This is a genomic window from Pedobacter sp. AC464 (assembly GCF_979253075.1).
In genome coordinates, this window is record NZ_CEEDBV010000001.1 from 1116043 (window position 1) to 1140070 (window position 24028).

Below are 24028 nucleotides of genomic sequence, written 5' to 3' on the forward strand. Positions count from 1 at the left end.
TAAATTCTTCTCTTTTTTTCCATCATAACATCATTCTATGTATATAATCGGTATAAACGCCGTTTTCCACGATTCGTCAGCCTGTATTTTAAAAGATGGTAAACTTTTAGCCGCTGCAGAGGAAGAGCGTTTTACGCATTTTAAACATGGCAAGCGCCCTATCCCATTTAGCACTTATGAGCTTCCATTTCATGCCATTGATTACTGCCTGAGCGTTGCCGGAATTCACCTTAAGGATGTAGATCATATCGCTTATTCTTTCGACCCATATTTACTTATTCCCAAAACCGATGCAAATCTTCCCTATTGCGAGATTCCCTTTGCCCCAGGTAAACAGCAGCACAATACCAAAGGGAACCCGTGGGATAATTTATTTCTATCGTCTATTGTAAATGCCCCTGCCCAGCTGGTTGATGGTTGGCCGCATCACTTGCAGAAAAGATTTTATGGAAGTAAGCTAAGCGATTGGGTATGGCATTTTGTAGAGCACCATACAGCACACGCCGCCAGCGCCTTTTACCCTTCGCCTTTTGAGCAGGCTGCTATATTGACTTTGGATGGCCGGGGAGAAACGACATCAACAACATACGCAACCGGAAACGGAAATGAAATGCTCCGGATAAATGAAGTTCCACTTCCCCATTCGCTCGGATTGCTTTATGAAAACCTGACTACGCATCTCGGTTTCTTACATTCATCAGATGAATACAAAGTAATGGCACTTGCATCATACGGCCAAACCAAATACATTGATGATTTTAGAGACATCATTAAAATACAAAATAATGGTCAGTACACCATTGAAAATGAAAACCTGTCCGAAAGATTCGGGCCGGCAAGGCTAAGACATGAACCCTTCACTTCATTTCACTTTGATTTAGCAAGGTCGTTACAGTTTGTTTTAGAGGAGTCTGTACTTAAACTCGTTAACTGGTTGCAGCATGTAACCAAGAGCGAAAACCTGGTTATGGCTGGCGGGGTAGCTTTAAATTGCGTTCTTAATGCCCGCATCAGAGATTTAAGTAATTTCAGGCAGGTATGGATACAGCCGGCTTCGGGAGATTCTGGTACTGCGCTGGGTGCCGCAATGTATGTAGATGTTCAGGAACGAAAGCCAAAAACAAGGGAGTTTGTTATGGAACATGTTTATTGGGGACCATCTTACTCGGACGATGAAATCGAAAGTTTTCTGAAATGGGCTAAAGTGCCATATCAAAAATTAGCAGACCCGGCAAAAGAAGCTGCAGAATTACTTGCCAAAGACATGATTATCGGGTGGTTTCAGGGAAGAATGGAATTTGGACCACGTGCGCTAGGTAGCCGGTCAATTTTAGCTTCGCCCATATCGCCAAAAATGCAGGCCCGACTTAACGAAGTAAAAGACCGTGAAGATTTCAGGCCTGTTGCACCAGTTGTATTGGAAGAAGATGCACACCTCTGGTTCAAAAATGCCGCAAAATCGCCGTTTATGTTGTTTGTACATGAAGTTTTGCCAGAAATGACCGACAAAATCCCGGCTGTTACACATACCGACGGAACTGCAAGAATTCAAACCATAAATGCAGCGCAACACCCCGCATACTATGATTTAATAAAAGCTTTTAAAGATATAACCGGCGTACCAATATTGGTAAATACCTCATTTAATACGCTCGGAAAACCAATAGTTTGCACCCCGAGAGATGCAATTGAATGTTTCTGGGGTTCACCTTTTGACGCATTGATAATGGGCTCGTTTTTAATTTCGAAAAATGAAGGAGAAAAGAATATCAGTAGTTATTCCGACTTACAACAGGCAGGTACTTTTGCTTGAGTGTTTGCAGGCTCTGCAACGACAAAATATCGGGAAATGTGATTTCGAAGTAATTGTTGTTCATGACGGACCTTATCTTAATAATGATTTATCTGAGTTATCCGGCCGAGATTTTGGTTATAGGCTCTATCTGAAACATACCGATGTTAAGAAAGGTCCGGCTGCTGCCAGAAACCTTGGCTGGTTGCATGCCAGGTATGCGTTAGTTGCTTTTACAGATGACGACTGTTTGCCCGACGAAGGCTGGCTGGCACAGCTATTGGCAGCGTATAACCTGGAGGATAACATTGCCTTTTCCGGACAAACAAAGGTGCCGCTACCAACACAGCCGAGCGACTTTGAACGCAATACCGCTGGTTTGGAAACAGCAGAATTTATTACTGCCAATTGTGCCTGTACCAAACAAGCATTGATTGAGGTTGGTGGCTTTGACGAAAGATTTGGCCTCGCCTGGCGTGAAGATTCTGACCTGGAGTTTAAACTTATACAAAGCGAAATCCCAATTCGTAAAATTTCAACTGCCTTAGTTGTGCACCCGGTGCGGGCGGCGAGCTGGGGCATAAGTTTGAAGGAACAAAAGAAAGGGCTGTACGATGTTCTGCTTTTTAAAAAATATCCTCAGCTTTATCGGGAAAAGGCTCACAATCCCATATGGAACTACTACCTGGTTATATCCCTAACACTTTTGATGGTCGGCTCGGCAATAGCCGGAAGTGAGTTGTTTACGAAAATTTGCGCTTTGCTTCTACTCTTTCTCTTAGGATCGTTTTTCTATAAGCGAATTAAAACCACCCGAAAATCGGCAAGCCATATTACAGAAATGCTGATCACCTCGATGCTGATACCATTTCTATCCGTATTCTGGCGAGGATATGGAATGTTAAAGTATAAAAAAATATTGCTCTAGATGTTAATCAGCAGAGAAACTACGAAACATATAGCGGTATTTAGGGCATTGCAATTGGGCGACATTCTTTGCGCTGTGCCAGCACTAAGAAATTTGCGTCGAAATTTTCCGTCGGCTACAATTTCTTTTATCGGCTTGCCCAGTACAAAAGCGCTTATTGAGCGGCTTCGGGAGTATATCGATGAATTTATACCCTTTCCCGGATATCCAGGGTTACCCGAACAAGCCTTTAGCCAGGTTGCTTTTGAACAATTCTCCGGAGAAATGCGGGGAAAGTTTGATGTAATTTTTCAAATGCAGGGGAACGGATCTATCGTGAATCAAATGCTTGCAAAGCTAGAGCCGAAACATTTAGCAGGATTTTCCATTGACGAAGATGAATTAATTGGAAACCCAATGATGATGAGGTATCCTGATTTTGGCCACGAATCGCTTAGGCACCTGAATTTATTGACGGCTTTGGGATTATCCGTTTCGGACACAGAGATGGAGTACCCATTGTATAAAGAGGATTACCTGAAGTTCGACGAGTTAAACTTGAAATTATCCCGCAAGTACATCTGCATACACCCGGGCTCCAGGGCAGCTTGGAGGCAATGGCCAACATCGTATTTTGCCAAAATTGGAGACCTATGCCACAACGCCGGCTGTCAGATTATCTTGACAGGAACTGAAAGCGAAAAGAGCCTGGTTTCAGAGGTTGTTGAACAAATGAAAAATCAGGCTTTAAATTTAAGTGGACAAACAGACTTGGGAACAATTGGTGTTTTACTTAAACAGTCGTCTGGGCTGTTTGCCAATTGCACCGGCGTTTCACATATCGCCGCAGGTTTAAAGGTTCCAAGTGTAATAATCAGTATGGATGGTGAAGCAGAAAGATGGGCTCCAATGGACGAAAAACTACATTATACAATTGACTGGACCAAGCAACCCAACTTCCAGGTTGTGGAACAAGCGGTTGCAGAAAGACTTATTCATCAATAAGGTCGCCCAGTGCTTCCATAACCATTACTGCTTCTGGGTAAGGAATAAAGTCAGCGTACTGCTCACGGTTTACAAAACGAATCACCTCATTCTTACTCTGTAAGCCTTCAGGAACAGAGAATTCTAAAACCTTACTTTTCGTACAGTAAGGCTTATGTTGCGGGTTACTCTGCGCATACAAAGCAACAATTGGCGTATCGAGTGCTGCTGCCAAGTGCATCGGACCGGTATTCAAAGTAACCATTGCCCGGGCCTGCTTTATAACAGAACATAATGCGCTAAGGTCTGTTTTACCCGACAAAACTTTAATGTCGCCACCCATTTCGAGCGCTAGTTCTTCGGTAAAAGCCTGTTCATTCACCGTGCCGGTTAAAGCAATTGTTACGTTGTATTTTTTAGAAATCAGTCGTGCAAGTTCAATCCAATGCGACCGCGGATATTGACGTTTTTTTTCAGACACGCCTGTATGAAGAATAATGTAACCCGACGATTTTAAGCCAAACTGACCCAAAATACCAAGCTGAGTCTCGAGAGCGGGTTCACTAATTCTAATCCTATCATCGCTGGAATCTGCACCTAAAAATCCGGCCAAATTTAAATCTCTTGTAACCTGATGCCTGATGACCATTAGCGGCTCATCATCAGGCAACCAGTGCGTAACCAACCGATAAAGGTTCTCTCTTGAGTATGCTGCACGCAATTTAATGCCCGCTAAATAGGCAAGCATGATGCATGGCGCAGGATTTTGGCTGTAAACATTAAATACCACGCAGCTATCAAACTTTCGCTGCTTAATAAAAACAACGAGCTGGTTCAGCCCTTCTGCGTTAGCAAAATTTAAGCTGAGCCAGGGCAAATCAAAAATAATCTGGTCGTCAATCTCTTCAATAAGCTGCACTACTTCTGCAGCCTTGCTCGAACATAAAACAGTAATTTTACAACCAAAAGTGTTCTTTATCGCCCGAATTGCTGGTACAGACATCAGCAAATCTCCCATATTGTCGGGTCTTATCACCAGCAAGTTCTTACTTCCTTTTAAGCTCATATCAGTTCACACGCACAGTACTGAAAGCGTTGGCTTCCCGAATCTTTTTTATGGTATTGCTTGTAGATTGATTTGCAACCATCGGGAGGAAAACAATTTCACAATTGATCTTTCTCAATTCAACCTCTTCCGGTAAAAACTTGTTTTCGTAATCTCCTCCTTTTACGAAAACATCTGGTTTCACTTGTTTCACCAGGCCAATCGGCGTGTCGTCGTTTTCGTTTCCAAAAGGGACTATGTAATCGATGCAACTCAGTTCTGAAAGCACTTCTATTCTATCCTTTAAGTTATTAACAGGCCGGCTCGGCCCTTTCAAACGTTTAATGCTTTTGTCATTATTTAAGCCAACGATCAGCACATCTCCCCTGGCCTTCGCCCCACGGAGGTAGCTCACATGGCCACTATGCAAAATATCAAAACAACCGTTGGTGAATACAATCTTCTTATTTTCGCTTTTAAGCCTTTTGCTTAGCTGCCGTATATCTTCAGGTCGCTGAACTAATTTCCCTAACTGAAATTTTGCCATCAGGATTTCATTTAAATTGCATACTGCGGTTTCGGGTTTGTTTACAACGTGATGTGCCGCAGTTATTGCGATATTTGTGGCAGTTTCGAAATCAGCTTTTGAGGCGATGGCCATTGTTGCTGCAGCCAGAAAAGTATCGCCGGCACCACTTACGTTTGCGTTAACAACCTGGGGTACAGACTTATGAAGCTGATATTTTCCATTCTCGAAAACACAAACCCCATCCTGATCCATGGTTAGGAACACAAGCCCGGCTGCACTATTTTTATATAGTCGTTCGCCCCAGGATGCTAAAATTGAAATATCTGGCCTGCCCGGCTGCGGATAGCCAATCGCTAAAGCGGCCTCCTGAAAATTCGGCTTAATTAAAGTTGGCCCAAGTTTTAAATAATGATGATGGTTTTTACTGTCTACCGATACGACTTTAGGATTTCCTGCTTTTAAAGTTGCTAGCTTGTCAATGATGTTTGCGCTCATTAACCCCTTCCCGTAATCGGCAATCACAACTGCGTCAACATCCTTATACAAGACTTCAATTTTATTGATGAAGGCTTCTTCGAGTTCAGGGCAAATGGCATCCGTTGAACCTTCATCAAAGCGAACCAAAAGCTGACTATCAGAACTTACCCGGGTTTTAAATAGCGTTGTCCGCTGCCCTGCTTTAATTATGAAATCCGGAGTTAATTTAACATGTTCAAGCAGCTTAAAACCAATTTCGGCCGAATCATCGTTTCCGCAAATGCTGGTAAAATAAACCTGAGCGCCAAGCGCTGCCAGATTTGCAGCAACATTTCCAGCACCACCTAAACAGTATTTTTTTTGCACAATATCGATAACCGGAACACTTGCTTCGGGTGCAATTCTACTGCAACTCCCCTGCACGTAAGCGTCTATCATCAAGTCACCGATTACAAGTATTTTTTTAGTTTTAAAACTTTTTAAAATTTTAATTTCTTTGTCTGTCATGACTTTAATTTTGGTCTATATAGTTGGCAGCTTCGAGAAAGTTTGCCGCTATGAAATCTGGTTTTCTATAAGCACTACTTGCCAAATCCCATTCGGTTTCATTGCCGTTATTTATTAAAATTGATTTGCAGCCAACCGACCGACCGGCCTGTACATCATTCAGGATATCGCCAATCATCCAGGAGCGAGCTAAATCTAAATTGTGCTCTATGGATGCCTGTAATAACATTCCTGACTGTGGCTTTCTACAAGAACAGACCTTAGCATAGTCGTTAATTAGGCCCTGCGGGTCGTGGGGACAAAAATAGAAGCCAGTAATGGCAACTTGTGCTTTCGACAGCAACGACTGCAGTTTCTGCTCTACTTTTTCTAGGGCAGTTACCTCAAATAAGCCTTTCGCTACCCCCGATTGATTGGAAACTACTATTAAAACAAAGCGGTCCTGGAGCTTTTGCAAGCCTGCTATTACACCCTCATTTAATGAAATTAAATCCGGATCTACGTTGTACGGTATATCGGGAATTAGCGTGCCGTCTTTATCCAAAAATACGGCGGGTTTAGCTTCCATAATTTCCATGGACACCTGCGCTGATTAAATATGATTTGTCTGGCATCGCCTCATTTCCCTTAATTGCCAGCGCTTTTTCCTTAGCCTCCGTTTTGCTTGTGTATAATGCATTAAAGAGCCTGTTCTCAATAATCGTACAGAGCAGATGAACCAAATGCAAGTGTAATTCCTGTATTCTTTGCGTACTGTTTGAGGGTACAATCAAATTTATATCGCCAAAACTGAGCGATTTTCCACCGCTTTTACCAAGCATGTTAATGCAAACCAAGCCCTTCTTTCTGGCCATCTGTAATGCTTTTACGATATTGTCGGAGTTGCCGCTGGTACTCAGGCATAATAAAATGTCGCCTTCTTCACCAAAGGCCTGAACCTGCCGTGCAAATACATCATCATAGCCAAAATCGTTGGCCCATGCAGTAAGGATAGCGGTGTCAGAATTGAGAGATATTGCAGGCAAACCGCGGCGATGCGGCATCTCAAAGCGGCCGACAAGTTCGGCTGCAAAGTGCTGGCTTTCGGCTGCACTGCCCCCATTACCGCAGACTAAAATCTTGTTACCGGCTTTCAGCGCCTTTGCCATGGTGGAGCCAGCGAGCGAAATTAACGAAGATAGTTCGAGACAAGTTTGCTGAAAAGTTTGTGAGGCCTCTTCAAACGCTTCACCGATAATATTTAATTCTGCCTGTTGAATATCAATTTTGCGGGAGCGGATTGTTTCGTAGCAGTCGTGCATTTGGTCGGCAATTTTTTCCCAGGTAAAAAATGCGTTTACATGTTCTACGGCATTTTCCCTCATCTCCGCCAAACGTTTTTCATCACCTAAAAGCTCCGCAAGTTTCTTAGCCAAAACCTTCGGTTGTTTGGGCTCAATTAAATAGCCTGTTTTTCCATCTGCAATACTATATTTTATACCTCCAACGTTAGCCCCAATAACAGGTGTTCCACAAGCCATAGCTTCTAAAGGCGTAATGCCAAAGGGTTCATACCAGGGCGTAGTCACAAAAACATCGGCAGCGCCATAGTAATGTTTTAATTCATCGCGGTTTTTGCGCCCAACAAAACTTACCTGCGCCGATACATTTAGCCTTTCTGTTAGCGCCTTCAATCTTTTAAGTTCCAAGTCATCGCCGGAATTCGCCTCTTCACCGCCGACAATCACCAATCGTTTCTGCCTGGCGCATTCAAGTGCTGCAAATGCTTCGATTACGTTATCAATTCCTTTACGCCGAACCATTCTACCAAGCTGTAAAACGATTTGTTCGTTATGGTTTAAATTTAACAGGGTTCTGCAATTAGATTTATCCAACGGATAAAAATCTTCAGGATTGAAGCCGCAGGGAATCGTTACAATTTTTTCAGGCGCAGCCTGATAGTATTTTATGAGATCACTTTCATCCTGTGGGCATTCTGCAATAATTTTATCCGCATTTTTTACTATTAACCGCTCCAAATCCGTCCGTTCTGCAGGGAATTTATCCATTTCTCCCTGATGCATAGAGCGAATGTGGCCCAAGGCATGAAAGGTAATTACGAAAGGCAAATCGAGTCTTTCTTTCAGTTCCATGGCAACTATGCCCGACATAAAAAAGTTGGCATGAATTAATTCATAATTAAGACTGTTTTTACGGATAAACTGCTCCATTTCGGTTCTGAATGCAGGCATGTAAGGAAGTAGTTCCTCCTTCGCTATCTTTGTTGGGGCGCCGGCATTAAGCAATACCACTCTTACGCCATTGGCAAATTGGCTAATTTCCGGGTCCGTCGGATTATCTCTGCGGGTGAAAACATCTATTTCATAGCCTTTTTTAGCAAGTTGTATGGCCAATTCTGCCACATAAACATTCTGGCCACCGTTATCTGTACCACCAAGTAATGCAATTGGTGAGGCGTGCTCGCTTATAAATGCTATTTTATTTTTCATACTCAGTAATTTGATAAGCATTAACATTTCTAACAACACGGTTGAAAATAGTGGTCCACTCATTTGCAAACCGCTTTATATCGAAGTGATGGCGGGCGTGGTCATGAGCATTTTTACCCATTCTCATCGCCATTTCAGGCGCATCAATTAACATTTGCATATCCGAAATAAGCTGTTTAATGTTGGTAGATATAAAGCCCGAGTAACCATTTCGAACTTGCATTACCATCTCTGTTGTTGCCAATCCAACTACCGGCAGCCCCAACATCATCGCTTCGCAAACCGCCAAGCCTAAACTTGTGTACCGTATCGGATTGAAGAAAAACCGGTAGCACGAAATAAAGGCTGGTAAATCTGGATGAATGACTTCTCCAATTCCATATTCTTCGGCGCCCATCCCTACCAAATCCAGCGGGATGTGCTTTCTTACTTCTTCGAATATATCTAAACCAAGAAGCCGCCCCCTTGTAGGCAGGTTGTTTATGACAACTATGCCTTTGGGGATTTCGCCGGTATATGTAAACGGTTGAGGCATTACACCATGTTCGATTACTTTAGTTTTTAAGCCGTTACTATCCCACATTAAATCGTTGAAATGCGTAACATGAACAATAAGCACGTTGCCATCCGTTACCGGATGCTTTGCGTTGGTGGGATGGTCCCAGGGTGGGTCGTGTTCGAGGTATATTTTTGGAAGTGTTCTTTGCGATTCAGAAAAAATTTCGAACTGGTCTACCAGGTAGTTTTCATCGGTTTGAAAGAGGATAACATCGAAATCAATATTTCTTACATCGGCTGCGTTAACTTCAATTACATTTTCACCGAAAGGATACGTTTCGCCCCGCCCCACATAACGGGGAGATTTCTCATCATTATAGGGGATGTAAATGTCATAATCCCCTTGCGACAAATAATATAGATAGCTTCCATGAATGTGCCATGTAAAAATACGTAAGCGTTCGGTCGTTAGGTTATTCATTTTATTTATATGATAAAATCGGTTTACAGGGAGGGTTTTAACCGGGGAGATGGGTTAACAGATGAGGTGAAGTTGGATTGAAAATTGAACCGGCGGTTCGCCAACATATTAGTTAGTTTCTTGAACCAGATTTGCCCACGCTATCTACCGTAGTGCTATCAGTTCTGGTGGTATCGGTCATTGAGGAATCCTGCATTGGAGATGTTGCACTCATCGAGCTCATTGAAGTGTCTGAGCTTGTTGAATCTGAACCGGAGGAAGAATTGGATTTTGAATTACAAGATATCGCTAACGTTGCAACCATGCTTGCTAAAAGAATGTACTTTTTCATCGTTTTTGTTTTAAGTGTTACCCTAAAAAAATGCTTTTGCGGTGAAAAAAGTTTTGTTATTCGGTCACCGTTTCTCAAAACGGGTATTTCTCGTAATGCGAAGCGTATTTGGCGCCGATAACATGGAACAAAATGAATAAATACGCTAGGAGCGCTCTAAGTCGGCCGTTTTGAGCAATTCTAGTGCTTTCAAACAATGCTTGTAATGATTTTTGCGAAACGATAATCGGTGAATGTCATCACTGCCACAAGGCGAATGATGTGAGCAGATGAGTTGTTGAAGATACAGGACGAAAGCCATGCCGCCACAATTTGTACCGCAGTCATTTACAAGCTATAACTACCTGGTAATTGCTTGTGATGTACGCATGTAACAACTCTCCTGCTGTATTTTACATTCCCTGGGGAAGCTAACACACAATCAGAATGCGAAAAAACTACTTAGAGCAAAAAGACAGATAAAAGGAAAGACGTCAGCAACATTGGCATCACGCCCCAGATGAAAAATTTATTCTTTAGTTTCTATGACTGAAAGGATATTGCCTGCAGGGTCTTTAAACCAGGCAATACTCGGCCCTCCATTATTTCTTGAAATTCCCTTTGCATCGGTCTTTAAATATTGTTCGTCATATTGTTCAAACGCAATGCCTTTTTCAATTAAGGTGTTAACCGCATCTTCAATATTATCGACTGGGAAGTTGAGTACTGTAAATGTTGCAGGCTCATGGTTAGGTTTGGGATAAACCAACAAGTTTGATGAACCTGAAATTTGGATTTCAAGAACACCCATGGGATTATCTTTTACAGTTAAACCGAGTGTTTTACCATAAAAGTCTTTTGCCTTTTGAATGTCGTTAACTGCAAACGAACTAAACGCTTTTGAATTTTGTAACATATGTTTTTAATTAAGGTTTCCAGACTTTAAGTAAACGACGGATAACTACAATTTCTGCGATGTGGTAGGCATTATGGTCTGCAATTTGCAAGGCCTCACGTAAAATGTTTTGTCCCTCTCCGTGGCTTATTTCAGTAAAGATATCGTCTGATTCTATCAATGCAATAAAGTCAGTCAAATCCTGCTTAATCTGCGCCAGGCAATTTGTCCATTCCACTTCGTTTTTAGGCGCTGCCTCTTTGGGCCAATATCCATCGGGCCATTTCGGCGATTTATACGTTGCATCTTTGCTAAACTGGAACATGTCCCATTGGGCAATCCTGATGTGCTCAACAAGTTGCCAGATGCTGTATGGTAGTCCATAAGGCTTCTCGCCTAGTAAATTAAATGGCATATCTGCAACCGCATCTTCAAAATTAGCATGTGCATTCCCGCCACTTAGTAATTTTTTCAGCTCGGCAATTAATATGTCGTGGTTTTCCATCTCGATAAATTTACTTTTAAGGTAACAAATAATCGTCAATTCAGTTTTTCAGGAATGCAAATGAATTTTCTACATTTGGCACATGACTATCGCCGAACACTTTCCGATTTTAAAAAATTACACTTACTTGAACACCGCATATTCTGGCTTACTATCTACCGAGATAGCGAAATGGCGCAGGGCGCATGATGAAAGCTTTGTTAGTGAAGGCAGTATTTTCAGAGCCGATAGTCTGGTGGTTATGGAAGAACTCAGAAAAAACCTATCGGAAACTTTCGCAGTAAAAAAAGAGAATACATTTCTGACATCAAACTTTTCGGGTGGATTTAACACCATTTTAAACGGCATTGAAAAGGGCAATAAATTTCTTTTACTCGAAGAAGATTATCCATCATTAAGTTATCCGGTAAAGAGTGCCGGCTTCGAATATCTCGAAATTCCGATTACTGCTAATCTTGAAGCGGATATTATTAACGCTATAACAGATTTTAAGCCGACAGTTTTCGCCTTTAGCATGGTCCAATATATCAGCGGACTAAAAATGCAAAGTGATTTCCTTACAAAATTAAAAGCCAATTTCCCGAACGTAATTTTAATTGCAGATGGAACGCAGTTTTTAGGTTCAGGGCAATTTAATTTTCAAGCATCCGGATTGGATATGTTGATTGGAAGTGGCTACAAATGGTTGCTTGGCGGATACGGTAATGGTTACATTTTTCTTTCAGATGCGGCAAGAGAATTTATTTATAGACACAAAAAACACCTTGCATTACCTGCGTTACCATTTTTAGCCGGTCGGGATTATCTTTCGCTAACTTTAGAATCTGGCCATTTGGATAGTTTAAGTTTGGGAACCTTAAACCAAGGGTTAAACCTACTGAAAACAATAGGATTTGAAGTTGTTGAGCAAAGCATTGAATCCTTAGCCAAAAAAGCCAGAACCGCTCTTCACAAGAAGGGTTTGCTGGCAGATTGGATGCTTGAACGACCTGAGCAATCTTCAATTATGAGCTTACAGCTTGGCCAAACACTTGTTGAAAAGTTGGATGATGAAAAAATCCTCGTTTCGCCCAGGGGAACGGGTACGAGGATATCTTTTCACTTTTACAATACCGAAGACGATTTGAATCGCCTTTTAGACGTTTTGCGTTAGGCAACTTCCCAAATGGCGTCTACAAAGTACCCTTGCTCATCGGAAAAATATGCCGCTACTTTAAAGCCTGATAAACCTGCAAGTTCTTCGATTTCCTGCTGAGCATATTTCTGCGAAATTTCCATCAAAATATATTCGTCTTTTTCGAAGTTAAACGTAGAGTTTCTGATTTTCACCGTTTGCTTTTCCAAACTAATCAGGTAGCTTTTGCATTCGCCAGTTTCCGGATTATAGCTTGCATAATGTTCGAAACCATCAATGTTAAAATCACCGCCCAATTCGCGGTTTATTCGGCTTAAAAGGTTTAAATTGAATGCCCGTGTTATGCCTCCTTTATCGTTATAAGCGGCTAATATCTTCTTCGGATTTTTCTTTAAGTCAAAGCCAATAATTAAAATATCGTTTGGTGATAACAACGCTTTCAGGTTGATGCAAAATTCCCTGGCTTCATCCACACTCATGTTTCCTATGTTAGCACCCATAAACAGCACCACTTTTTTCCGGGTAGAAATTTCCGTTGCTTTCTGCAACATATCGAAATAGTCGCCGTTTAGCCCTTGAAGATTAAGCGTTGGAAATATCGCCGGCAACTTGTCTTCCAGTTCGGAAATAACATGTGCTGAAATATCGATTGGAAAATATTTAAAATCCATATTTTTATCAATCAACGTCTTTAGCAAATGAATGGATTTCGTTGCATCACCTGCGCCAAGTTCAATTAAATCAAATCCACTACCATCAGCTGCCATTGTATTTACAATCTCGGCCGACTGGCGCTTCATAATCTCCATTTCTGCATTGGTTAGGTAATATTCGTCCATATCCATAATCTGCTGAAAAATAAGATCTCCGGCTTCATCATAAAAATATTTAGAATACATTCGTTTTGGCTCTGTGCTAAGACCTTCCAAAGTTTCTGTCAGAAATTGCGTATTGCTTATTGTTGGTTGTTCGGTAGAAATGATCATAAAATTTTATTTAGCAAGGCGAATACCCGTGTATTGCCATCTTAAATTAGGATGAAAAAAATTTCGGTAGGTTATGCGACTGTGTTGTTCTGGTGTGGCAATGGATGCGCCCCGCAAAACTTTCTGGTTGACCATAAATTTGCCGTTATATTCGCCAATTGCCCCTGGCGCTTTGCTAAAACCCGGGTAAGGCAGGTATGCACTTTCTGTCCACTCCCATCGTTCGCCCCAACTAAAATGCTTTGCCGCAACTTCCCACTCAAACTCAGTGGGTAAACGCATACCTTTCCAGCTGGCAAATGCATAGGCTTCATAATAGCTGATATGTGTTAGCGGCTGATTTGGGTCTACTACTTTTAATCCCTGAAGTGTATAATTGTGCCAGCTTCCATTAATTTTATGCCAGTACATCGGTGCGTCGATATGACTGGTATTCACCCAGTCCCAACCCTCGGCATGCCAAAGATTAAAATTTTTGTAGCCGCCATCCTCGATAAATGCAATATAATCCTGATTAGACACCAGCGAACTGCTAATCGAAAAATTGTTTAAGTAAACCTTATGCCGGTTAAGTTCATTATCAAAACAAAAACCCTCACCATTAAAGCCAATATCGTAAACGCCTTCTTCGATAGTTAAAAAACTTTCGTTATGCGATAAACTTAAAACTTCGGTTTTCTGCTCATGATAAACGGGAAACAATGGGTTGTTTCCAAGAATAAATTTGATGTCGGTTAAAAGCAGTTCCTGATGTTGTTGCTCATGATTAAAGCCTAAGACTATTAATTCATAAACATCGTTTCTAACTTCATCTGATAAGAATTTAACCATCGCTTCATCCACATAGCTCCGGTACTTGTAAATATCGTTTACGCTGGGCCTGCTAAGATTCCCTCTGTCTGTGCGGATAACCCGATTGCCAATAGTTTCGTAATAGCTATTAAAAACGAAGTTATAATTATCATCGTATACCTGGTAACCTGGCGAGAATGCTTTCAATATAAAGGTTTCGAAAAACCATGTGGTATGGCCCAAATGCCATTTAGGCGGACTAACATCCACAACTGGCTGAACAACATAATCTTCGGTTTGTAAGGGCTGGCAAAGTTCTTCAGAATACTTTCTGATGCTCAGGTATTTTTCAACAAGATTCATTAATTTTTATCGAGATAATTCTTAAGGTCTGTAATGGTATTAACATTTAGCTGGGCCGATTGTTTTTGCCTCATCATTAAAGCATATGAATTGTTAAAACCAATTGGTTTTAACCACTTAATGTTATATTTTTTCAAAAATTCTGCACTCACGTAGCGGTAAGTTTCATCCCTATCCGACGAAATTTTTGTAACAAGTTTAGCATCAGGTTTCAAAATTGCCAATAACCCGGTGCCAGTATATTCAGGGTAAAAATCTATCTGATTGTTTACTAAGGCATCGAAACATATTTTTGTTCCGCCTAAACCTGTCTTCGTTTCTACCTGATAATCTGTGTTTCCTTTGATAAGCATGCTGTAAATCTCTGCGAGAATATATTGTTCGCCAAAAATTTTTGAACCAATTTTTACGATCCCCATATTGCCATTGCGTGGAGTTTTATATAGCTTATTTTTAATCAGAAAGTCCTTTGCAACCTGGGTCGGTGTTTGGTGAAGATAGTCGGTCCGGTAATTCAAATCCGTCATAATGGAATCTGTAATTTTACCGGCTAAAAGATTTAAGGCATCCTCCAGTCCGGGCAGTTTTTTTAAGGAAGACTGCAGCACAATTGGCGCTGCATAATACGGAGGGAAGATTCCCTTATTATCCTTCAAAATTTTCAGGTCGAATGCTTTCAGTCTTCCATCCGTAGAATAGCCGCTAATTACATCCAGCTCTTTCGAATAAGCAGCCTGATACATCACAGCATCGCTAATGACAACCGTTTGTATTTTAAGGCCGTAAGCAGATTTTAATCCCAAATCCCCATCTTGTCTACCCATAAATTCTGGCGTAAAACCGGCTTTTAAACCTGAACCATATGCAGAAGGTAAAATGTATAACGCAAAAAATAAAACCAAAGCAACAGGAAAAGCCGTTAAAACCCTTCGAAGTTTTTTAAAATCAAGCCGTTGAATGATTGAAAGAAGCGCATCCAATATAATAGCGAGGAGCGCCGCTGGGATTGCCCCCGCCAAAATCATATTGGTATTGTTAAGCGAAATGCCTCCAAAAATGAATTCGCCCAAACCACCCGCAGCAATATAAGAAGCAAGCGTGGCTACGCCAACATTTATTACAGTAGCTGTTCGTATCCCAGCCAGAATAACCGGCATTGCCAATGGAAGTTCAATTTTAAGTAGTATCTGTAATTTACTCATCCCCAGCGCTTTTGCAGCCTCGGTAATGTGTTTATCGATACCAATAATCCCGGTGTAAGTATTTCTAATAATTGGCAACAAAGCGTAGATAAGCAGCGCTACAATCGCTGGTTTAGCGCCTATGCCCAGAAGGGGAATCATAAACCCAAGTAAAGCGATGCTCGGAACGGTTTGTAACACTCCGGCAATACCTAAAACGGTGCCCGACAGTTTTCTTTTCCGGGCAATTAAAATACCCAGAGGCAAGCCTATGGCAATTGCGAAGAGCAAGGAAATGAAGGTTAAGCCGATGTGCTGTAAAGTTTGGTTAAGCAATTTATCCGATTCCATGGACATGAATTGCCACAATGTTTGCTGCTCACTCATGGCTGCAAATGTTTTTTGTATTCATTAAAAGCTTTAGATAATTCGTTAAAGTTTACCACTTTACGTTCATCGTTTTTGTTAACGAAGCTCAGCTCTGTTGTGCCTTTTGAGGAAAGCATTTCCATAACCGACCAGATAGTCATCGCTGGGTTTAAGGCTTTTGCATCATTGTTCGCGGCATTTGGAAGATTGGGCCAGAGGTCAGATATTTTAATAACCTTAAACTCCAGCGCCAGGCGCTGGCCGTCTAAAAATTTCCTGGCAAAATCATTCGCCGGTTTAAATAACAAATTCTTTGGCGTGCCAATTTGCATAATTTCACCTTTATCCATCAAACAAATCCGGTCGGCAAGTTCGAAAGCTTCAAGCACATCGTGGGTTACCATCACAATTGTTTTTCGCTTTAATTCCTCCAACTCTTTAAATTCTTCCTGAATTTTTGCCCGGGTAACATTATCGAGGGCGCCAAAGGGTTCATCCATTAATAATATCGCGGGGTTGGCAACTAATGCTCTTGCCAAACCAATTCGTTGTTGTTGGCCACCACTAAGCTGACTGGGAAAAAGCTGTAAGATGTTTTCCGGCAGATGAAGTTTCTTCAACAAGTCATAAATCCTGTCAGCAGTTTTTTTCTTTTCCCACTTTAGCAAATTAGGTACAACTGCAATATTTTCTTCGATGGTATAATGTGGAAAAAGTCCTATGTTTTGCATCACATAACCTATGCCACGCCTCAGATTTTCCGGATTTTGTTGCAGAATATCGGCTTCGTTAATCAAAATCTGACCTTCGTGCGGCTCAATTAATCGGTTTATCATTTTTAGCGTAGTCGTTTTGCCGCAGCCACTTGTGCCGAGCAGAACCAGATTTTCACCCTCCTCAACTTTGAAAGACACTTTATTAACGGCTATCGTATCGCCATATTTTTTACTTACTTGCTTGAGCTCAATCATTACTTAATCTTCAATCTTCATAAAAAGGTTGTTCAGAGACTCTGAATAAGTTGGATGGGCAAAAACGCAAAAGCGAATTCTATCGTAGGTAATGCCACCTTCCATAGCCATTTGCAGAACAGACATCACTTCGCCACCTTCGGAACCTAAAATTGCGGCGCCTAAAATTTTCTTAGTTTTCACATCTACAATTGCCTTCATTAAGCCAAGTGTTTCACCCGTTTCTATACCACGGGCAACGTTCGACATTGGCAAAACAGCAACCTTATAATTCAGTTTCTGTTCTTTTGCCTCTTTTTCTGATAAGCCAATCCTGCCCAACTGCGGGTCTGTAAACATGCAATAGGGCACTGGCCTGTCGTTAATGCCATAATTTGTGCCTTCAACCAAATTCCTGAAAACAATTGTATAATCATTATAGGCAATGTGTGTAAATGCCGGGCCACCCTTTACGTCGCCTAAGGCATAAATTCCTTTCACATTCGTCTCCAGTTTGTTATTCACAATCACATGCCCTTTTTCATCGGTCTTTACGCCACAGGCCTTAAGATTTAGTGCCTCAGTTTGTGGCACTCTGCCAACTGCAACTAAAACATGACTTGCCTTAACGTGCTTGGCTGCGCTACCTGATTTCACTTCGATACTAATATCATTTTTGCTTTTCTCTGAGATGCGCTTTACCTCGGCGTTTGTAATAATTTCAATGTCTTCGGCCTGAAGAATGTCTGTTAAGGAGGCCGATAAATCCTTATCCTCTCTCGACAATATGGATTCTGACTTTTCTATAATGGTAACCTTACTTCCAAAACGGCTAAACATTTGCCCAAATTCCAAGCCGATATAGTTACCACCAATAACAACCAGGTGTTCCGGTACGCTTTCCAGCTCGAGAATACTTGTGGATGTTAGGAAGTTGGTTTCATCCAGGCCTTCGATATCTGGAATTGCTGTTTTGGCACCCGTGTTGATGAAAATCCAGTTGGCAGTCAGGGTCTCCTCACCTCCAGCATTTAAAATAATTTTAAGTTCTTTCTCTCCACTGAAACTGGCTTCTCCCATAAAAAGAGTTAAGCCCTTTGTTTTTTCAATTCCTTCTTCTGATGATGTTCTAAACTGTTTTACGATAGCATCTTTACGCTGCTTAATTTTTTTCAGATTGACTTTAACAGAACCAATTTCTACGCCAAGCGCTTCAGATTTACGGGCACTGAAGGCCATTTTAGCGGAAGCGACCATTGCTTTGGTTGGCGTACAGCCATCATTTATACAGGTGCCGCCCACTAATCTTTTTTCTATAATCGCAGTCTTTTTCCCTGCCAAAGCCAGTTTTTTCGCTAGAGGCACACCAGCCTGGCCAGCCCCGATAATTATTGCATCAAAGTGTTTCATCATTTATTTTTTTTTGCGGGACAGATTACCCAAAACGCTTAAGCATAACCTGAATATCGACTCAATGTTTCAATTTATGCACAACCGATAAACTTTAAGGTTAAATTGCTAGCTTTAGTTCTAAATATAATAATATGAGCCAGCAAAAACAAAAACCAAAGAATTGTTACATCAAAGCGATGATGTTTTCTTGTCTTTTGTTATTTACAAATGAGTTATTTGCACAAAAGGAACTGAGTCCGAGGCAAACTTACCCGGGCCTGTTTGAGCAGGTTCAAATGGCAAGAGTTTATCCTGATAGTAAATCCTTCGCCGATGCAATTCCTAAAATGCAACCTGCGGAAATTATGGCGGCCTACAAAGCCCAAAAAGATTTAAAAGAGTTCAGCATAAAAGCTTTTGCAGACGCACATTTCTCCATGCCCCAAAACCATAATGCCGTTTACCAATCAGATATAAATGCAGGTATAGAAAAGCATTTAGATACGCTTTGGACAGTTCTTAAACGAAACCCTGATACCCTATCTAAATTTCAAACTTCTCTTCTCCCCTTACCCAAACCCTATATTGTGCCAGGCGGCCGTTTTCGTGAAATTTATTATTGGGATTCATACTTTACAATGCTCGGGTTGCAAAAGGCAGGGAAAACGGATATCATGAAAGATATGATCGATAATTTCGCCTACCTTATAAATAAATATGGTTTTATCCCGAACGGCAATAGAAGTTATTATTTAACCCGATCGCAACCGCCTTTTTTTGCGGCCATGGTTCAGCTATTTACCGAAAACAACAAGAGCACAAAATTAAGCAGTTATAAAGAGGCACTTGAGAAGGAGTACGAATTCTGGATGAAAGGTTCCGCCGGGTTGAAAAACGGACAAGCAGCAAATCACACCGTAAAATTGACAGATGGAACATTGTTAAACCGATATTACGACGCGGGCGACCAACCCCGTGAGGAATCTTACCGGGAAGACTTTGAGGCCGCCAGGCACACAAAACAAGCGCCCTCAGCATTTCTTCGTAACGTGCGGTCTGCAGCAGAATCTGGCTGGGATTTTAGTAGCAGGTGGTTTGCTGATGGGAAGAGTTTTAATCAGATTATAACTACAGATCTACTCCCGGTTGATTTAAACACGCTGGTTTACAATCTGGAAATGGCGATTGCACAGGCAAATAAAGAAACCGGCAATGAGGCGAGGGCTATTTTATTCTCTGCAAAAGCCAGCAAACGAAAGGCTGCCATTTTAAAATATTTCTGGAATCCCGGCGAAAACTTCTTTACAGACTACAACTGGAAAACTAAACGCCTATCAAACCAAATTACTTTGGCTGCTTCCTTTCCGCTTTATTTTAAACTCGCTACCGCGGGCCAGGCTAAAGAAGTTTCAAAACGAATTGAAAGGGATTTCCTAAAATCTGGCGGATTAATCTCTACATTGACAACAACGAAAGAACAATGGGATGCCCCGAACGCCTGGGCGCCACTACAATACATCAGCATTCAGGGATTACGAAATTACCGCTACAATACACTGGCCGACACCATAACCAACAGGTGGGTTAAACACAACATTGCTGTTTTTAAAGAGACGGGGAAATTGATGGAAAAATACAATGTCGTTGAAACCTCAAGCAAAGGTGGTGGCGGAGAGTATCCTTTGCAGGATGGCTTCGGCTGGACAAATGGTGTACTCTTAAAGCTTTTAAAAAAGTAAAATCGATTGTTATTAGTTAAACTTGTCTGGGTTTCCCTCCAGACAAGTTTCATTAAAATATTTAGTTTTTTTGATTTACAGAAAATACTTTTTTTTCTACACCAACACCAGTTATTTTCAATGATTTCCATTTTGAAGGTAAAGCTCCCGGTAACTGGATGATTCCTTTCCCTGTAATATCTAAACCACCAAAGCCCATAAGCACGCTTTGCAAAACGCCGCCGGCTCCTGTTGCAAAATATGGGTTTGTGCCACCCTTAGTTTCGGCTATAACGCGAAATGGCGGATTAAGATTAGGTTGATAAGCTTCTTTAAAATATTGATAAGCCTTTTCTGCGTTCCCAGTTCTTGCGTACAACAGTGCGAAGATGGCATGCGTCATCGCAGGTGTACCAGCATCGGGAATTCGGGTTTCATAGTACGCCAAATCTTTTAGAATTTGTTTTTTATCAGTAATAAACTTTAAAGGGTAAGCTAGTAAATTTACGTCGGCCTGCTTTATGCCTTCACCATTGTAAGTGGCATGTTCTTTTGTTACGCCATCCGGAAAAGTTAGCACGGGAATGTTTTTTTCAACCAAAGCCCAGTCTGCATTTTGTGGCAAGCCTAATATACCGGCGGCCAGGTTTGCATTTTTCAAGTTTAATTTTGCTGCAGCATTTGTAAAGGCATTATTATCTACATTTTCTGCCCATTCATCAGCGGCAACTACATTCTTAATATCATAATGATTGATTCCGTTACGTTCTACCCTACTTGCCCAGAATTCGGCAGTTTGAGATAGAATAGGCCAGCCTTTTTCTTTTAGCCAAACCTTATCTTGCGTTACGCAGAAATAATTCCAGGCGGCAAGTGCAACATCTGCCGAAATGTGATGCTCAAAAGGACCACTTAGCGCCCAAACCGGTGTTTCCTCTACGCCTGAATCCGCACTTTCCCATGGGTACATTGCGCCTTTAAAGCCGTGAGCAAAGGCATTTCGTTTTGCTGCTTCCAATCGCTCAAACCGGTATTCGATTAATGATTTTGCGATATCAGGATGAAGCACCAGTAGTGCGGGAAACATCCAAATCTCAGTGTCCCAAAAAACGTGACCATTGTAGCCTAAGCCGGATAAGCCCATCGGCGAAAGCGAATAAGAAGTTCCCGCACGGGAAAACGAAGTGAGGTGATAAAGCATGCTGTGAACATCTCGTTGTGCCTGTGGGTCGCCGTCAATTAAGATATCCGATTGCCAAAATTCATCCCAGGCTGCGTTGTGGTATTTAAGTAAGCGGTCGTGTCCTTCTAATTTTGCAAAGATGGTCATTCGCTCGGCTTCATTCAGCGGGTCGGCGTGTTGAGCAGAACTGATTGTACTCCCAATTACAGAATAAGTATAGCTTTCTCCGGCTTTGAGTGCTTTACTAAACTTCATCAAATGACTGTTGTTATCCCACATTTCGTGGATTATTTTGGGTTCCTGCCCGTGTTGCTCTCCAAAAAGAAAACTATTTGATGCACACAATTGCAATTTGCCTGTCGGGCTTTTTGCCGTGGAAGTGAGCAAGCTCAACGTAACGTGTGGCCTGTCTATTTCGTTATAGTAATTTTCTACATCCCGTAGCGCATCCGGCGTTTCCATTACACTTGCCGCGGTAAGTTTCAAATTTTCATTTGCGGTAATGGTTACATCCATTAAGACTGTAAAAGGCAAGTGCCGCAATGCATAATAAGTATATTTTATACTGGCCTTTTTTCCGAATGACAATTGAGTTGTAAAAGCTGCATGCTTCATATCTAACTGCTGTTGCAGATTGCCCGTATTTTTTTCATCTAATCGGTTGCCATCTATTTCGAGATACATGTTAAGCAGGTTGAAACCATTGAGAAAATTACTAACGCGGCCACGGCCATAAGTATCGAAAGTTCCGGCTAAAACAACATTTTTTACTTTAAAAGGTTGGGGCGAAGACACTATTCCAATCATGCCGTTGGCAGCGGTAATTCCGAAATAATGATTTGGGTCGATCTGGTCGGCACTAATCTTCCACGGATCCTGAGCGCTGGAGTTTAGCGCAGTAATCGCAAATAAAAGCAAGAGTAAACATCTTTTCATAGGAACTGGCTTTATAAAACAAGAGGCTGAACCGCCCGCAAATCGAAATTTGTTAAACGATTACAGCCTCTGGCTTTTAAAATTTATTGAAATTAATAACCTGTATTTTGAATTAAATTCGGATTACCAAGTTGGTTATCAGGAATTGGAAAAACTAAATATTTAGCTTCACTTGCTGGTTTTTCTTGCCATGCTGCAAGAAATTTTCCGAACCGGATTAAATCCTGCCTTCTAAAGCTTTCCCAATAAAGCTCACGACCACGTTCATCCAGCAAAACATCAAGCGTTAATGTAGTTAATGCAGATGCGCCCCTAACCGTTCTAATCGAGTTTACCAAAGTTAAGGCTGCAGGAGCCTGAGAAGTTCTCAATTGTGCCTCGGCTTTCATCAACAAAACATCAGCATAACGGAAGTAAACCCAATCGTTATCTGGTTTTTTAGAACCCGTATTTGCATAATCAATCGGGTATTTAATTACCCGAATGCCTGCAACTTCAAGGTGGTTAGGATCACGTTCGATGATTGCCACTTCTGGTGTAAATGCAAGAGGATTACCTTTTCTATCTTTTAAGGCAGCGCCATTCTGATCGAATTGCTGACCAACCAGAAAGCCAACTCTGATGCCCGAAATATTTGTTTGTCCGGTGTAGGAACCTCCTCTTCTTTTATCGCTGGCTTCGAATTTATTGTAGAAGTTCGATAACGAAGAAAAACCATTGTAGCCATTTGGGTTTTGGTTGTAGTGGGTTGTGCATTTCCATTGTCCATCCAAATCACTGCCAGACGAGCCCGCAATGTTTTGGGCTGTGAAAATGTTTTCTTTAGACAGAATATCGTTTGTAGGCGAAAAATTGTCGAAATAATTGGCACTTAAAACATAACCCCCGGTTGCAATTTCATCCGCTAAAGAAATTACTTTAGCCATATCTGCCGCATCGAACGTTGGCGCAGTACGATTTAAAAATGTACCTTTGTTTAAATAAACCTTCATCAGCAATGTTTTAGCTGCATTTTTGTTGGCTACGTTTGCAGGTCCGGCCGGCAAATCAGGTATTATAGCAGTTAACTCGGCAATCAAATAAGCAACTTCATCTGCTGCATTTCTAACACGCGATGGTTTAGTAACGTCTTCTCCGGCATCTCTATAGGGAACCTGTCCCCATCCATCTAAAATAGAGAATTGAGCAAAAGCACGTAAAAACCTCGCTTGTGCAGCCTGCGCCGGGGCCGGACTAGCGCCTAAAACGCTCGTAGCAACGTAAGAGATACTATTTAAATCTCTAAAAACGTCTGATATTCTTGAATGGTCTGGTGCCCATTTATGCAAATGAAGTGAACGCCATGCGCCGTTGTCATCCCAATCGCCCGCACGCGTTGGTACAATTAGCTCGTCTGTAGTAACTTCCTGCAGAGCAGACCAATTCCATGGCGCCTGGTATGGGCCAATCATTGCCGCATAGGTTGCACCCAATAAACTCGAAACATTTCCCCCACTCACACCTGCACTGCTTACCTGGCCGTTTAGGTTTTCATCTAGCTTGGTACAACCCGAAAAACTTAAGGCCACCACAGCAAAACCGATAATATATTTATTTTTCATGTT

At 41.6% G+C, this 24028-nt stretch carries 20 protein-coding genes; 5 read left to right on the forward strand and 15 right to left on the reverse strand.

Annotation, left to right across the window (positions count from 1 at the left end; translation table 11 throughout):
* Positions 1–37 precede the first annotated feature (37 nt).
* Genes AC0IWT_RS04790 through AC0IWT_RS04800 form a run of 3 tightly spaced genes read left to right on the forward strand, consistent with a single transcriptional unit; the run spans position 38 to position 3704 of the window.
* Positions 38–1813: a carbamoyltransferase family protein gene (locus tag AC0IWT_RS04790; RefSeq protein WP_471796211.1), complete on the forward strand. Its 1776-nt coding sequence runs from the start codon at positions 38–40 to the stop codon at positions 1811–1813.
* A complete protein-coding gene (locus tag AC0IWT_RS04795) occupies positions 1752–2720 on the forward strand; it encodes a glycosyltransferase family 2 protein (RefSeq protein ID WP_471796212.1) in 969 nt (322 codons plus the stop codon). Before AC0IWT_RS04790 ends, AC0IWT_RS04795 begins: the two co-directional genes overlap by 62 nt.
* On the forward strand, positions 2721–3704 hold the full coding sequence (locus tag AC0IWT_RS04800; protein WP_471796213.1) for a glycosyltransferase family 9 protein: 984 nt from the start codon (positions 2721–2723) through the stop codon (positions 3702–3704).
* Here the strand turns inward: AC0IWT_RS04800 and AC0IWT_RS04805 are convergent.
* From AC0IWT_RS04805 to AC0IWT_RS04840, 8 genes are all read right to left on the reverse strand, one after another.
* Positions 3691–4749 (reverse strand): glycosyltransferase family 9 protein, encoded by a 1059-nt coding sequence (locus AC0IWT_RS04805; protein ID WP_471796214.1) that lies wholly within the window; start codon positions 4747–4749, stop codon positions 3691–3693. The genes AC0IWT_RS04800 and AC0IWT_RS04805 overlap by 14 nt on opposite strands.
* Position 4750: 1 nt before the next feature.
* Entirely contained in the window at positions 4751–6241 is a 1491-nt protein-coding gene (locus tag AC0IWT_RS04810; RefSeq protein WP_471796215.1) for a PfkB family carbohydrate kinase, read from the reverse strand.
* A 4-nt stretch (positions 6242–6245) separates the two neighbouring features.
* Positions 6246–6809: a D-glycero-alpha-D-manno-heptose-1,7-bisphosphate 7-phosphatase gene (locus AC0IWT_RS04815; RefSeq protein ID WP_471796216.1), complete on the reverse strand. Its 564-nt coding sequence runs from the start codon at positions 6807–6809 to the stop codon at positions 6246–6248.
* Positions 6799–8730 carry a glycosyltransferase gene (locus tag AC0IWT_RS04820; protein ID WP_471796217.1) on the reverse strand — a complete coding sequence of 644 codons (1932 nt, stop codon included), beginning with the start codon at positions 8728–8730 and terminating at the stop codon, positions 6799–6801. Before AC0IWT_RS04820 ends, AC0IWT_RS04815 begins: the two co-directional genes overlap by 11 nt.
* A complete protein-coding gene (locus AC0IWT_RS04825) occupies positions 8720–9709 on the reverse strand; it encodes a glycosyltransferase family 4 protein (RefSeq protein ID WP_471796218.1) in 990 nt (329 codons plus the stop codon). Before AC0IWT_RS04825 ends, AC0IWT_RS04820 begins: the two co-directional genes overlap by 11 nt.
* Positions 9710–9821: 112 nt before the next feature.
* Positions 9822–10040 carry a hypothetical protein gene (locus AC0IWT_RS04830; protein WP_471796219.1) on the reverse strand — a complete coding sequence of 73 codons (219 nt, stop codon included), beginning with the start codon at positions 10038–10040 and terminating at the stop codon, positions 9822–9824.
* 508 nt (positions 10041–10548) lie between these two features.
* The gene (locus AC0IWT_RS04835; RefSeq protein ID WP_471796220.1) at positions 10549–10935 is read right to left on the reverse strand and encodes a VOC family protein; all 387 of its coding nucleotides are present in this window, start codon (positions 10933–10935) and stop codon (positions 10549–10551) included.
* A 10-nt stretch (positions 10936–10945) separates the two neighbouring features.
* Complete coding sequence (locus AC0IWT_RS04840; protein WP_471796221.1) at positions 10946–11419, reverse strand: DinB family protein; 474 nt, start codon at positions 11417–11419, stop codon at positions 10946–10948.
* An 82-nt stretch (positions 11420–11501) separates the two neighbouring features.
* On the opposite strand from AC0IWT_RS04840, the gene AC0IWT_RS04845 reads away from it, so the two are divergent.
* Complete coding sequence (locus AC0IWT_RS04845; protein WP_471796222.1) at positions 11502–12572, forward strand: aminotransferase class V-fold PLP-dependent enzyme; 1071 nt, start codon at positions 11502–11504, stop codon at positions 12570–12572.
* Here AC0IWT_RS04845 and egtD read toward each other — a convergent pair.
* Genes egtD through AC0IWT_RS04870 form a run of 5 tightly spaced genes read right to left on the reverse strand, consistent with a single transcriptional unit; the run spans position 12569 to position 18608 of the window.
* Positions 12569–13540 carry an L-histidine N(alpha)-methyltransferase gene (gene egtD / locus AC0IWT_RS04850; RefSeq protein ID WP_471796223.1) on the reverse strand — a complete coding sequence of 324 codons (972 nt, stop codon included), beginning with the start codon at positions 13538–13540 and terminating at the stop codon, positions 12569–12571. The two genes, AC0IWT_RS04845 and egtD, sit on opposite strands and share 4 nt — an antisense overlap.
* Before the next feature lie 6 nt (positions 13541–13546).
* Complete coding sequence (gene egtB / locus AC0IWT_RS04855) at positions 13547–14695, reverse strand: ergothioneine biosynthesis protein EgtB (protein ID WP_471796224.1); 1149 nt, start codon at positions 14693–14695, stop codon at positions 13547–13549.
* On the reverse strand, positions 14695–16263 hold the full coding sequence (locus AC0IWT_RS04860) for an ABC transporter permease/substrate-binding protein (RefSeq protein WP_471796225.1): 1569 nt from the start codon (positions 16261–16263) through the stop codon (positions 14695–14697). The genes egtB and AC0IWT_RS04860 overlap by 1 nt, the downstream gene beginning before the upstream one ends.
* Complete coding sequence (locus AC0IWT_RS04865; protein WP_471796226.1) at positions 16260–17216, reverse strand: ABC transporter ATP-binding protein; 957 nt, start codon at positions 17214–17216, stop codon at positions 16260–16262. The genes AC0IWT_RS04860 and AC0IWT_RS04865 overlap by 4 nt, the downstream gene beginning before the upstream one ends.
* A gap of 3 nt (positions 17217–17219) precedes the next feature.
* Positions 17220–18608 carry a mercuric reductase gene (locus tag AC0IWT_RS04870; protein ID WP_471796227.1) on the reverse strand — a complete coding sequence of 463 codons (1389 nt, stop codon included), beginning with the start codon at positions 18606–18608 and terminating at the stop codon, positions 17220–17222.
* A 131-nt stretch (positions 18609–18739) separates the two neighbouring features.
* On the opposite strand from AC0IWT_RS04870, the gene treF reads away from it, so the two are divergent.
* Complete coding sequence (gene treF / locus AC0IWT_RS04875; RefSeq protein WP_471796228.1) at positions 18740–20326, forward strand: alpha,alpha-trehalase TreF; 1587 nt, start codon at positions 18740–18742, stop codon at positions 20324–20326.
* A 61-nt stretch (positions 20327–20387) separates the two neighbouring features.
* On the opposite strand, the gene AC0IWT_RS04880 is transcribed toward treF, so the two are convergent.
* Together AC0IWT_RS04880 and AC0IWT_RS04885 are read right to left on the reverse strand one after the other, a co-directional pair.
* Complete coding sequence (locus AC0IWT_RS04880; protein WP_471796229.1) at positions 20388–22424, reverse strand: glycoside hydrolase family 65 protein; 2037 nt, start codon at positions 22422–22424, stop codon at positions 20388–20390.
* 92 nt (positions 22425–22516) lie between these two features.
* Complete coding sequence (locus AC0IWT_RS04885; RefSeq protein WP_471796230.1) at positions 22517–24025, reverse strand: RagB/SusD family nutrient uptake outer membrane protein; 1509 nt, start codon at positions 24023–24025, stop codon at positions 22517–22519.
* Positions 24026–24028 lie beyond the last annotated feature (3 nt).

Coding starts and splice junctions, on each gene's coding strand:
- AC0IWT_RS04790 (WP_471796211.1), top strand. CDS start 38: ATGTATATAATCGGTATAAACGCCGTTTTCCACGATTCGTCAGCCTGT.
- AC0IWT_RS04795 (WP_471796212.1), top strand. CDS start 1,752: ATGAAGGAGAAAAGAATATCAGTAGTTATTCCGACTTACAACAGGCAG.
- AC0IWT_RS04800 (WP_471796213.1), top strand. CDS start 2,721: ATGTTAATCAGCAGAGAAACTACGAAACATATAGCGGTATTTAGGGCA.
- AC0IWT_RS04805 (WP_471796214.1), bottom strand. CDS start 4,749: ATGAGCTTAAAAGGAAGTAAGAACTTGCTGGTGATAAGACCCGACAAT.
- AC0IWT_RS04810 (WP_471796215.1), bottom strand. CDS start 6,241: ATGACAGACAAAGAAATTAAAATTTTAAAAAGTTTTAAAACTAAAAAA.
- AC0IWT_RS04815 (WP_471796216.1), bottom strand. CDS start 6,809: ATGGAAGCTAAACCCGCCGTATTTTTGGATAAAGACGGCACGCTAATT.
- AC0IWT_RS04820 (WP_471796217.1), bottom strand. CDS start 8,730: ATGAAAAATAAAATAGCATTTATAAGCGAGCACGCCTCACCAATTGCA.
- AC0IWT_RS04825 (WP_471796218.1), bottom strand. CDS start 9,709: ATGAATAACCTAACGACCGAACGCTTACGTATTTTTACATGGCACATT.
- AC0IWT_RS04830 (WP_471796219.1), bottom strand. CDS start 10,040: ATGAAAAAGTACATTCTTTTAGCAAGCATGGTTGCAACGTTAGCGATA.
- AC0IWT_RS04835 (WP_471796220.1), bottom strand. CDS start 10,935: ATGTTACAAAATTCAAAAGCGTTTAGTTCGTTTGCAGTTAACGACATT.
- AC0IWT_RS04840 (WP_471796221.1), bottom strand. CDS start 11,419: ATGGAAAACCACGACATATTAATTGCCGAGCTGAAAAAATTACTAAGT.
- AC0IWT_RS04845 (WP_471796222.1), top strand. CDS start 11,502: ATGACTATCGCCGAACACTTTCCGATTTTAAAAAATTACACTTACTTG.
- egtD (WP_471796223.1), bottom strand. CDS start 13,540: ATGATCATTTCTACCGAACAACCAACAATAAGCAATACGCAATTTCTG.
- egtB (WP_471796224.1), bottom strand. CDS start 14,695: ATGAATCTTGTTGAAAAATACCTGAGCATCAGAAAGTATTCTGAAGAA.
- AC0IWT_RS04860 (WP_471796225.1), bottom strand. CDS start 16,263: ATGAGTGAGCAGCAAACATTGTGGCAATTCATGTCCATGGAATCGGAT.
- AC0IWT_RS04865 (WP_471796226.1), bottom strand. CDS start 17,216: ATGATTGAGCTCAAGCAAGTAAGTAAAAAATATGGCGATACGATAGCC.
- AC0IWT_RS04870 (WP_471796227.1), bottom strand. CDS start 18,608: ATGATGAAACACTTTGATGCAATAATTATCGGGGCTGGCCAGGCTGGT.
- treF (WP_471796228.1), top strand. CDS start 18,740: ATGAGCCAGCAAAAACAAAAACCAAAGAATTGTTACATCAAAGCGATG.
- AC0IWT_RS04880 (WP_471796229.1), bottom strand. CDS start 22,424: ATGAAAAGATGTTTACTCTTGCTTTTATTTGCGATTACTGCGCTAAAC.
- AC0IWT_RS04885 (WP_471796230.1), bottom strand. CDS start 24,025: ATGAAAAATAAATATATTATCGGTTTTGCTGTGGTGGCCTTAAGTTTT.